The sequence below is a fragment of the Flavobacteriales bacterium genome (genome assembly GCA_016779935.1).
GTDB lineage: Bacteria > Bacteroidota > Bacteroidia > Flavobacteriales > UBA7312.
Genome location: JADHMQ010000001.1, coordinates 349454 through 360612, shown reverse-complemented (window position 1 = coordinate 360612; position 11159 = coordinate 349454). Strand labels below are relative to the sequence as shown.

Below are 11159 nucleotides of genomic sequence, written 5' to 3'. Positions count from 1 at the left end.
AATTATTTCATCAGCAAAAGAACGTTAAATAATATATTTTATTCTTCTGATGTTGTTTCGTTTTCATTAGTATTTTCTACTCCGTCCTCTGTCTCTTCTTCTAGACTAGCAGCTGGTACACGTGCTACTGCAGCGATAGAATCATTTTCTCTTAGTTTAATGATTCTAACTCCTTGAGTAGCTCGTCCCATTTGACGTAGGTCTGCAACTGATATTCTTATTGTTATTCCTGATTTATTAACAACCATTAAATCATTTTCATCAGTAACATTTTTAAGAGCAATAAGTTTACCTGTTTTATCGGTAACATTAATGGTTTTAACACCTTTACCTCCCCTGTTTGTAATTCGGTAATCTTCAATACTTGAACGTTTACCATACCCATTTTCAGAGACAACAAGTACATCAGATTCAAAATCATTAACACAAATCATTCCAACAACTTCATCTTTTTCATTAGAAAGTGTAACACCTCTAACACCAGAAGCAGTTCTTCCCATAGGTCTTACTTTTTCTTCTTCAAATCTAATAGCTTTACCAGATTTTACAGCTAACATAATTTGAGAATTTCCAGTAGTTAGTTTAGCCTCAAGAAGTTGATCTTCATCTCTTACTGTAATAGCGTTAATTCCATTTTGTCTAGGTCTTGAATATGATTCTAATGAGGTCTTTTTAATAACCCCTTTCTTAGTACACATTACTACAAAATGATTGTTCACGTATTCCTCGTCCTTAAGGTCCTTAGTGTTGATAAAGGCCATCACTTTATCATCAGAAGGAATATTAATCATATTCTGAATAGCTCTTCCTTTAGTAGCTTTAGCTCCTTCAGGAATCTCAAACACTCTTAACCAGAAACAACGTCCTTTTTCAGTAAAGAACAGCATATAATCGTGATTATTTGCCACAAAAATGTCTTCTAAAAAATCGGAATCTCTAGTCGATGCTCCTTTAGAACCAATACCACCTCTATTTTGAGATTTGTATTCTGTAAGTTTAGTTCTCTTAATATAGCCTAAATGAGAAATTGTTATTACCACCTCTTCATTTGGAATCATATCTTCGATTCTGAAATCTCCACCATCATATTCAATAGTAGAACGTCTTTCATCACCATACTTTTCTTTTACTTCATGAAGTTCTGTTTTGATGATATCCATTCTTACATCTTCATTATCAAGAATATTCTTCAAAAAAGTGATAGTTTTCATGAGCTCATCGTATTCTTCTTTTAACTTATCTCTTTCAAGACCCGTTAATTTTTGAAGTCTTAAATCAAGAATAGCTCGTGCTTGAACTTCTGACAACTTGAAGGTGTTGATTAAGCCGTTTCTAGCGTCCTCTGGCGTTCTTGAAGATCGAATCAATGATATTACTTCATCGAGACTATCAATAGCTATTAGTAGACCTTCTAATATGTGTGCGCGTTTTTCAGCTTGTTCTAATTCAAATTGGGTTCTTCTAACAACAACTTCATGTCTATGCTCAACAAAGTGCGCAATGATTTGTTTAAGATTTAACTGCTCAGGTCTCCCTTTAACTAATGCAATATTATTTACACTAAATGAAGATTGAAGTTGAGTGTATTTGAACAGTTTATTTAATACTATATTAGGTATAGCATCTCTTTTTAGTTCATATACAACTCTCATCCCATTTCTATCTGACTCATCTCTAATATCATGAATTCCGTCAATTCTTTTATCATTGATTAAGTCGGCTGTTTTCTTAATCATATCGGCCTTATTGACCATGTAAGGAATTTCAGATACAATAATAGCTTCTCTATTTCCTACTTCTTCAAATGAAGTTTTGGCACGGATTACTACTCTTCCTTTTCCAGTTTCAAAAGCTTCTCTTACGCCTTCATAACCATAAATAATACCACCTGTTGGGAAGTCAGGTGCTTTGATATGTTGCATAAGCCCCATTGTATCAATATCTCTGTTGTCTATGTAAGCAATTGTAGCATCAACAACTTCTGACAAATTATGAGGAGCCATATTAGTTGCCATACCAACAGCAATACCAGATGTTCCATTACATAATAAGTTAGGGATTCTTGCGGGTAAAACTACTGGCTCTTTGATGGTATCATCAAAGTTCAGTTGATAATCAACTGTGTTCTTTTCAATATCAGAAAGTAATTCTTCAGCAGGCTTACGAAGTCTAGCTTCTGTATAACGCATAGCAGCAGGGCTATCACCATCAATTGACCCAAAGTTACCTTGACCATCTACAAGCATATACCTCAATGACCACTCTTGAGCCATTCTCACCATTGTGTCGTAAACAGAGGTGTCTCCATGAGGATGGAACTTACCCAATACTTCCCCCACAATACGTGCAGATTTTTTATAGGCTTTAGTTGAAGTTACACCTAATTCGTGCATCCCAAATAAAACCCTTCTATGTACAGGTTTTAAACCATCTCTTACATCTGGTAAAGCTCTAGAAACGATTACTGACATCGAGTAATCGATGTACTTTGCTTTCATTTCTTCCTCGATATTGATAGGAATAATTTTTTCTCCCTCAGCCATACTATTTTAAAATTTAAAAAGTTATATTATTTGACGAATTTAAGTAATCAGACTCTGCTTTACCTAAAAAAAAAACAATAATTATTAACAGAAAAAATGTTGATAAATCAAGGTCTTTTTTTTGATCAGCTTTCTAATGTTATTACTAATTTGCCTATCATAAATTTAATTATAAAAATATGGATTCAAAATTCTCCCCACGGCTAACTGATGTACTGAGTTATAGTCGAGAGGAAGCTCTCAGACTTGGACATAGTGCTATCGGTCCAGAACATTTTTTACTAGGAATATTGAGGGATGGAAAAGGTTCAGCGGCAATGATTCTTAAAGCATTGGATGTTGATCTTACAGCTTTGAGGAAAGTGGTTGAAAACTCTATAAGTAATAATGAAAAAAGCGATTATTCTAATTCGAACAATTTAGAACTTAAAAAACAAGCTGCAAAAGCTGTAAAACTTGCCAATTTAGAATTAATGGTTTTTAAAAGCACAGAGATAAGAACGATACACTTGTTGTTATCTATGCTTAAAGATTCCGATAGTATAGTTACTCTTTCTCTATTAAAGTTTAATGTTGATTACGACACTGTTAAAAATGAATTTTCTTCAATGATAGAAAACGGTGATGTCAACGAATCAAATGACGTTGATTTTACCTCTCCTTCGTCTAGCTTAGGCGAGTCAGATTCTGAAGAAGAATTCTTTTCAAATAATCCAAAAAAACCAAATCGATCAAACACAAAATCTTCTACTCCAGTTCTTGATAATTTTGGAAGAGATCTAACTAAAATGGCTACTGAAGACAAATTAGACCCAATTGTTGGAAGAGAAAAAGAAATAGAGAGAGTTTCACAAATTCTTAGTAGACGAAAAAAAAATAATCCAATATTGATTGGCGAACCAGGTGTTGGTAAATCCGCAATTGCAGAAGGTTTAGCCTTAAGAATTGTTCAGAGAAAGGTCTCAAGAGTATTGTTTAATAAAAGAATTATTTCATTGGATTTGGCTGCTTTGGTAGCTGGCACTAAATACAGAGGTCAATTTGAGGAAAGAATGAAAGCTATCCTTAATGAGCTTGAAACAAATAGTGATATCATATTATTTATAGATGAAATTCATACAATTGTTGGTGCTGGTGGTGCCTCTGGTTCTCTTGATGCTTCTAATATGTTTAAACCTGCTTTAGCTAGAGGCGAGCTACAATGTATTGGAGCTACTACTCTTGATGAATACAGACAAAATATAGAAAAAGACGGTGCTCTTGAAAGACGTTTCCAAAAAGTAATTGTCGACCCAACTTCTATTGATGAAACATATCGAATTCTTAAAAACATTAAAGAAAGGTATGAAGAGCATCACAATGTTTCCTATACCGATGAGGCTTTAGAAGCTTGTGTTGCCTTAACTGATAGATATTTAAGTGACAGATATCTTCCAGATAAAGCTATTGATGCACTTGATGAGGCTGGCTCTAGAGTTCATATCAACAATATCAATGTTCCTGAAAACATTCTTAAACTTGAAAAGGACCTTGATGCTATCAAATCTCAAAAAGGACAAGTCATTAAAAAACAGCGTTTTGAAGAAGCTGCTAAACTCAGAGATGAAGAGCGTCAGATTGAAAACAATCTAAAACAAGCTAAATCGGTTTGGGAAGAAGAACTAAAGAGCCATCGCGAAACCGTTTCTGAAGATAATGTTGCTGAAGTAGTTGCTATGATGACAGGTGTGCCTGTTCAACGTATAGCTGAACAAGAAAGTAAAAAACTTGTTCAGATGGAAAGTGACTTACAAGGTAGAGTAATTGGACAAGATGAGGCTATTAGCAAAATTGTAAAGGCAATACGTAGAAATCGTGTTGGATTGAAAGATCCTGAAAAACCAATAGGCTCCTTTATATTTTTAGGACCTACTGGTGTGGGAAAAACTCAACTAGCTAAGGAATTGGCGAAACTTATGTTTGACTCCAAGGATTCTTTAATAAGAATTGACATGAGTGAATACATGGAAAAATTTGCTGTATCACGTTTAGTTGGCTCACCTCCAGGCTATGTAGGATATGAAGAAGGTGGACAATTAACTGAAAAAGTTAGAAGAAAACCATACTCCATTGTATTGCTCGATGAAGTAGAAAAAGCTCATCCTGATGTATTTAATCTTCTATTGCAAGTAATGGACGATGGTTATATGACCGATAGCTTAGGAAGAAAGATAAACTTTAAAAACACCATTATTATCATGACTTCCAACATTGGCTCACGTCAATTGAAGGACTTTGGTCAAGGTGTTGGATTTGCTACAAACGCTAAAAAAGAGTCGGTAAGTTCTGATACTAAAGGCGTTATTGAGAAAGCACTTAAAAAGGCTTTTGCTCCTGAATTCTTAAACAGAATTGATGATGTAATCATGTTCAACTCTCTTTCTAACGAGCATATACATGAAATTATTGATATTGAGTTGCAATCTCTATATAATAGAGTTGATGATCTTGGCTTTAGTTTAAATTTAGATGACAAAGCAAAAGACTTTATTGCCGATAAAGGTTATGATTCTCAATTTGGTGCTAGGCCATTAAAAAGAGCTATACAGAAATACTTAGAAGATATTCTTGCTGAAGAAATTGTTAATGCAAACTTATCTGAAGGAGACACTATATCAATTACATTAAATGATAGTGAAACTGCTCTTGAAGTAGACATTAAAAAAGCTGTCAAAAAAAGGAAACCGAAAAGTAATGAATAATAAAAAAAGCCCTTTGAAAAAAGGGCTTTTTTATTGAGTATAATTTAAATTATTTCAAGAAATTTTCTAACACTTCTTCGCTTACTCCAGTATTAGAAAAACCACCATCATGGAATAAGTTTTGCATAGTCACTGAACGGCTTAAATCTGAGAATAAAGTGACACAATATTTTGCACAATCATCTGCAGAAGCATTTCCTAAAGGTGATATTTGTTCAGCATACTTAAAAAAACCATCAAAGCCTTTAACTCCGCTCCCAGCTGTAGTAATTGTAGGTGATTGTGAAATGGTATTTACTCTCACATTATTCTTCTTACCAAAGTGATAACCAAAACTTCTTGCAATACTTTCAAGGAATGACTTATTATCAGCCATGTCATTGTAATCTGGGAAAGTTCGTTGTGCAGCTATATATGATAGAGCTAAAATTGAACCATAATCGTTCATTGCCTCTAGTTTCCATGCAGCTTGCATTACTTTGTGGAATGACATCGCTGAAACGTCTAAACCTTTAACAGTAAAATCATAATTCTGATCAGTATAATGTCTGCCTTTTCTAACATTTACTGACATTCCAATTGAGTGAAGAATAAAATCAATTTTTCCGCCAAGAATTTCCATTGATTTTGTCATTAGATTCTCTAAGTCTTCAACACTAGTAGCGTCAGCTGGAATTACTTGAGCACCTGTCTTTTCAGCAAGCTCATTAATTGTACCCATTCTTAAAGCAATAGGTGCATTAGTTAAGACAAACTCTGCACCTTGTTCTTTACAGTTTTCTGCTACTTTCCATGCGATAGACTTGCTATCTAAGGCACCAAAAATAATACCTCTTTTTCCTTTCAATAAATTATTTGACATTGTGTTTAAAGTTTATGATGATACAAATATAAATGTTTTATCAAGTATTCAATAAATCATCTGCATTCTTTAATGATGATTCTGTAACAGAGTGACCACTCAACATATTAGCCAACTCTACTACTCTTTCATCTTTACTTAATTCTTTGATAGTGGTAATGGTTTTATCCTCATTTTCAATCTTAGACACTAATAACTGACTATTGGCTTTTGCTGCTACTTGAGGAAGATGAGTTATACTAATGACTTGCATGTTTGAAGACATTTTCTTCATTAATTTAGCCATTTTATGAGCAATATTACCAGAAACACCTGTATCAATTTCATCAAAAAGTATGCATGATAAATTCGCTTTTTGAGCTAGAATGTATTTAAAACACAACATCAATCTAGATAATTCTCCACCAGAAGCAATTTTTGAAATTTCCATTGCCTCTACTCCTTTATTAGCAGAAAAATTAAAACTGAAATCATCAATTCCAGTTGAGGATAATTCACTTTTTGATTTTTGACTTATTATCAATGTTGAGTTTGGCATTCCTAAATCAGATGCTAGAGAAATGATTTCTTTTTCAAGTGTAGGGATTCCTTTTAACCTTTTGCTACTTAATTCAATAGCTAGTTCGTTTGCCTGTTTATAGCTTAATTCACATACCTTTTTGAGAGTTTCTATCTCTTCATCAATAGAACCTATTTTTTCTAAGTCTGTCTTTAATTGCTCCTTAAAAGAAATGAGTTGATTTACATCTTTTAGTGAATGTTTATAAAGCAATCTATTAATTAAATTACTTCTTTCTTGAAGGAAAGCCAAACGTTTATTGTCGAAGCCATCGTTATACGATTCGTTCAAGGCATTGAGCTCGTACAAGCAATCTTTGAAGTCAATATAAAGGCTATTGATTCTATCACTTACTGGTAAAATATTTCGATCCTTATCTTTGATACTTTCCAAATTTGATACTAACTCATTTAATAATGAAAGAATTGAATATTCATTTGTTTCAGATAATTCAGTTGATAAGGATAGTTTACTATTTATCTCTTCAAAATTTTCAAGTTGAATCAATTCATCATCAATATCATCGTCAGATTTTGTGACTTTCACCTCTTCTATTTCATTTAGCAAAAACGTCTTATAATCAATTTCATTTTTTAAAGTATTTTCTTTGTCAATTAGAGTTTTAAGATCTGACAATTGTTGCTTATAAAAACTAAATTTTTCTTTGAAGGTTTGAATCAAGGTATCATTGTTACAATAAGAATCAATGATATTCAATTGATAGTCTTGTTTGTTAATAAGCAAGGTTTGATGTTGAGAATGAATGTCAACTAAAAATTGACTGATTTGCTTAAGTAAATTTAGATTTACTGGAGTATCGTTTATAAACGCTCTACTCCTCCCATTTGGGCTTATTTCTCTTCGAACAACAGCTAAATCAAAATAGTCAAGATCATTCTCTTTAAAAAAGCTCTGAAGGGTATATTTATTAATTTGGAATTCTGCTTCAACAATACACTTTCTTTTATCGTTTGCTAAACTCTGAGTATCGGCTCTATCTCCAAGAATTAAGCCAAGAGCACCTAAAAGTATGGACTTTCCAGCTCCTGTTTTTCCAGTAATAGAAGTAAAGCCTTCATTAAACTCTATTGATAGTTTATCAATTAATACATAGTTACTAATGGATAAACGCTTTATCATCTTTATCTTGAAGTTGGGAGTGCGTTAATAGAATTTTTTTCCTTAATTTTATTGTACTTATTAAGATTAGCAGGGTCTAATTCAGAGAGAAGTTTATATACACGATTCTTTTCTTCTTGGTAAGCATTTGAATAAATATTAGAAATTTCATCAGCTTTAGAGTTAAAGAACAACTGTAAGATAAAGGCTGTAGGGTTAAGTTGTTTAATTTTCCTCATGGACTCAATGCTTTCAGTAACATATCCTCTACCTTTTTCATTATCCTCATTCATAATATCTAAGCCTTGTCGGTGATAATTATAAAGAACATCATGAAATGAACTGTACTTAGCATCTAATAATTCCTCAGCAAGCCAATAACGATTCTTATTACTTTCAAAGGCTTTCCAACCACCTTCAGGAGCTGACTGAGCATTTTCTACAATCTTCTTAGCCTTTTGTAAATAGACATTACCAGCGTTAGAACTAAAGGTTGAATAATCAAGTCCTATAATGATATATGTGTAATAAGATAAGATGGCTGATAAATTTGATTCGTGTGTATTTTCGTTATAATCTAGTGGTTGGGTTTCGATGTAGTCAAATTCTATTTCGTCATCTAGATAGTTTAATATTGGAGAGTAATACGAACTGTTAAAAATAGGACGAGAATACTGTACTTGAAGTGTTCCGGCATATCTATCTGTTGATACTTTACTTAAAATATTAAACGATATGTTAAACTCTATTCGCTCGTCTTCGGTAAATACTTCATTTGTCCATTTTCTATTATTGACAAATTCTCTTACAGATTTCTGAAGAGTTTGAAGCTTTTGCCTATCGCTGATTTGTATTTCCTTGTCTGGTATCACCCTAACATTACATAAAACTTCCTGAGATAGAAGCTCAGAACTACTATAAAAGAAAACAAAAAATATAAGGACTATTTTATTAATCATTTAAAGCTTTTTAATCAAATGGTTGATAATGTCAACAGCTACATCAGTCTTTGATTTTAACTCAAATTTATGCAAATTATTATCATTATCAATGATAGTAATTTTGTTTGTGTCATGTTTGAAACCAGCCCCCTTATCATTTAATGAATTTAGAACAATAAAATCTAAATTCTTTTTTGTCAGTTTACTTTTAGCATTTTCTATTTCATTATCCGTTTCTAGAGCGAAACCAACAAGGATTTGATGTGATTTCTTTTGTCCTAATGTTTTTAAAATATCAGTAGTTTTTTTCAATTTTAGAACTAATTCTTCATCAGATTTTTTAAGTTTTGAAGATGACACTTCTGAAGGGGTGTAATCAGAAACTGCAGCGCTTAATATTGCAGCATCAGTACTGTCAAAATATTTGTCGCATTCGGTGTGCATTTCGTGAGTACTAGTTACTTTAATTTCTAAAACATTAGGGTGATTAATTTCTTGATGTGTTGGACCAGAAACTAAGGTAACATAAGCTCCTAAATCTGCAGCGTGTAAAGCTAAAGAATACCCCATTTTACCTGATGAATGATTTCCTATAAATCGGACTGGATCAATGGCTTCAAAAGTAGGCCCAGCTGTAATAAGTAATTTTTTACCTTTCAAAGGAAGGGTTTTGTACAATTCATCACGAACAAAACTAACTATCTCTTCAGGCTCAGCCATTCTTCCTTTACCAACTAAACCACTTGCCAATTCTCCATCTGAAACTGGTATGTAATGGTTGCCGAAAGAAATTAATTTTTGAATATTTTCTTGGGTCGATTGATGTGAAAGCATATCTAAGTCCATAGCTGGCGCAAAAAACACTGGACATGTAGCAGAGAGATAAGTCGTTAAAAGCAAGTTGTCACACTCACCACTAGACATTTTTGATAAAGTTTTAGCTGTAGCCGGTGCAATAATCATTACATCTGCCCACAAGCCTATTTTGACATGATTATTCCACTCTTCATTATTTTCTTCTTTAACTAGAGTAGAAAGTACTGGATTTTTAGATAAGGTTGAAAGTGTTAAGGGCGTAATAAACTCTTTTGAATCAGGAGTCATTACAACACGAACGTTTGCGCCAAGTTTAATAAATTCTCTAACTAAATGTGCCGATTTGTAAGCGGCTATGCTTGCGCTAACACCTATGAGAATATTTTTATCTCTAAAAAGAGACATTAAGCAGCAGATTCTTCTTCGTTATCTAATTTTGTATTTCTGTGATAGATATTGTCCTCTAAAAACTCTTGAACTGCTATTAAAGTACCTTTTGGAAGTTTTTCGTAAAACTTAGATACCTCTATTTGCTCACTGTTTTCGAATAATTCTTCGATTGATTCACTTGGTGTTGCAAACTCAGCAAGTTTTGAAAGCAATTCTTCTTTAATATCCTTATTAATTTGAACAGCTCTTTTAGACATAACGGCAACTGCTTCATAAAGGTTCCCTGTTTTACCAGCAATATCTTTTATGTTTTTTGTTTCCGTTGTGTTGTTTGCTTTTGATTTTTTAAAATCTGTCATTATTGAAACTTTTCTAGTTGTTTAATTGTTTTATCGTGAATACCTTGAGCAAGTTTCATTAATTTATCATCTGAATAATTATTCTTGAAAAAATTAAATGCGGCTAAGGTATTGTTTAGTCTATCCTCTTTTTTAGTCATTACACTATTGATGGCTAAATTGTAATTAGCATCTAGTATAAGAAATTGAATTTCAGATTGATTATCAATTGTTGGATAATCAAGAACTAAATTATTTAAAGATGTAATTGCAGCTTTATAATCAGAAATATCGTAATAAAGCTTAGCTATCTTAAATGCTTTTTTGTGTATTTTTATAGTGAGTTCATCTATCAGATCGTTACATTTATCAATCTTCTCACTGTCAGGATATTTATCGATGAAGGCTTGTAATTCTTCAATAGCCTTTAAGGTATTTGTTTTATCTAGTGTGGGAGAAGGAGATTCTAAAAAATAACAGTAAGCAGCCATGTAAGCCAGCTCTTCATTGTGTTTACTGTTAGGATAGGTAAGAGTAAATATCTTGAAATGGTAACTGGCTAACATATTTGCTCCTAAACCAAAGTGTGTATAAGCAAGAAGATAATCTACCTCTTCAGCCTTACTAGTACCCTTAAATAAAATATGTAATTCATCAAGTAACGGCAGTGCTTTAAAATATTCTGTTTCATCATAATATTTTTTTGCCATGTGGTATTTTAAATCCACATCACTGCTTTTTAAAACTTTTTGATATCCATTGCAGGAAAAAAGGATTGCAATGAAAGATATGTAGATAACTATTCTCATTTTAGTTGTGCAAAGATAGTAAATGGAACGAGTTTTGAAAT

At 32.6% G+C, this 11159-nt stretch carries 8 protein-coding genes; 1 reads left to right on the top strand and 7 read right to left on the bottom strand.

All coding sequences use genetic code 11. The features are described from left to right. Window positions 1–38 precede the first annotated feature (38 nt). Complete coding sequence (gene gyrA / locus ISP73_01715; GenBank protein ID MBL6657301.1) at window positions 39–2543, bottom strand: DNA gyrase subunit A; 2505 nt, start codon at window positions 2541–2543, stop codon at window positions 39–41. 179 nt (window positions 2544–2722) lie between these two features. Between gyrA and ISP73_01710 the strand changes: the two genes are divergently transcribed. Further along, window positions 2723–5284 carry an ATP-dependent Clp protease ATP-binding subunit gene (locus ISP73_01710; protein ID MBL6657300.1) on the top strand — a complete coding sequence of 854 codons (2562 nt, stop codon included), beginning with the start codon at window positions 2723–2725 and terminating at the stop codon, window positions 5282–5284. A 49-nt stretch (window positions 5285–5333) separates the two neighbouring features. Here ISP73_01710 and ISP73_01705 read toward each other — a convergent pair whose 3' ends face one another. The 6 genes from ISP73_01705 to bamD form a co-directional block, all read right to left on the bottom strand. Further along, entirely contained in the window at window positions 5334–6146 is an 813-nt protein-coding gene (locus ISP73_01705) for an SDR family oxidoreductase (protein MBL6657299.1), read from the bottom strand. A 40-nt stretch (window positions 6147–6186) separates the two neighbouring features. After that, window positions 6187–7845 (bottom strand): DNA repair protein RecN, encoded by a 1659-nt coding sequence (locus ISP73_01700; protein ID MBL6657298.1) that lies wholly within the window; start codon window positions 7843–7845, stop codon window positions 6187–6189. Between the two features lie 2 nt (window positions 7846–7847). Further along, window positions 7848–8696, bottom strand: coding sequence for a DUF4835 family protein (locus tag ISP73_01695; protein MBL6657297.1), 849 nt, complete (start codon window positions 8694–8696; stop codon window positions 7848–7850). A gap of 87 nt (window positions 8697–8783) precedes the next feature. Further along, on the bottom strand, window positions 8784–9986 hold the full coding sequence (gene coaBC, locus ISP73_01690; protein ID MBL6657296.1) for a bifunctional phosphopantothenoylcysteine decarboxylase/phosphopantothenate--cysteine ligase CoaBC: 1203 nt from the start codon (window positions 9984–9986) through the stop codon (window positions 8784–8786). Beyond that, on the bottom strand, window positions 9986–10330 hold the full coding sequence (locus ISP73_01685; GenBank protein MBL6657295.1) for a DNA-directed RNA polymerase subunit omega: 345 nt from the start codon (window positions 10328–10330) through the stop codon (window positions 9986–9988). Before ISP73_01685 ends, coaBC begins: the two co-directional genes overlap by 1 nt. Beyond that, on the bottom strand, window positions 10330–11118 hold the full coding sequence (bamD, locus tag ISP73_01680) for an outer membrane protein assembly factor BamD (protein ID MBL6657294.1): 789 nt from the start codon (window positions 11116–11118) through the stop codon (window positions 10330–10332). Before bamD ends, ISP73_01685 begins: the two co-directional genes overlap by 1 nt. Window positions 11119–11159: the final 41 nt, after the last annotated feature.

Excerpts from the sequence above, each read along its gene's own strand:
- gyrA (MBL6657301.1), bottom strand. The coding sequence starts at position 2,543 with ATGGCTGAGGGAGAAAAAATTATTCCTATCAATATCGAGGAAGAAATG.
- ISP73_01710 (MBL6657300.1), top strand. The coding sequence starts at position 2,723 with ATGGATTCAAAATTCTCCCCACGGCTAACTGATGTACTGAGTTATAGT.
- ISP73_01705 (MBL6657299.1), bottom strand. The coding sequence starts at position 6,146 with ATGTCAAATAATTTATTGAAAGGAAAAAGAGGTATTATTTTTGGTGCC.
- ISP73_01700 (MBL6657298.1), bottom strand. The coding sequence starts at position 7,845 with ATGATAAAGCGTTTATCCATTAGTAACTATGTATTAATTGATAAACTA.
- coaBC (MBL6657296.1), bottom strand. The coding sequence starts at position 9,986 with ATGTCTCTTTTTAGAGATAAAAATATTCTCATAGGTGTTAGCGCAAGC.
- ISP73_01685 (MBL6657295.1), bottom strand. The coding sequence starts at position 10,330 with ATGACAGATTTTAAAAAATCAAAAGCAAACAACACAACGGAAACAAAA.
- bamD (MBL6657294.1), bottom strand. The coding sequence starts at position 11,118 with ATGAGAATAGTTATCTACATATCTTTCATTGCAATCCTTTTTTCCTGC.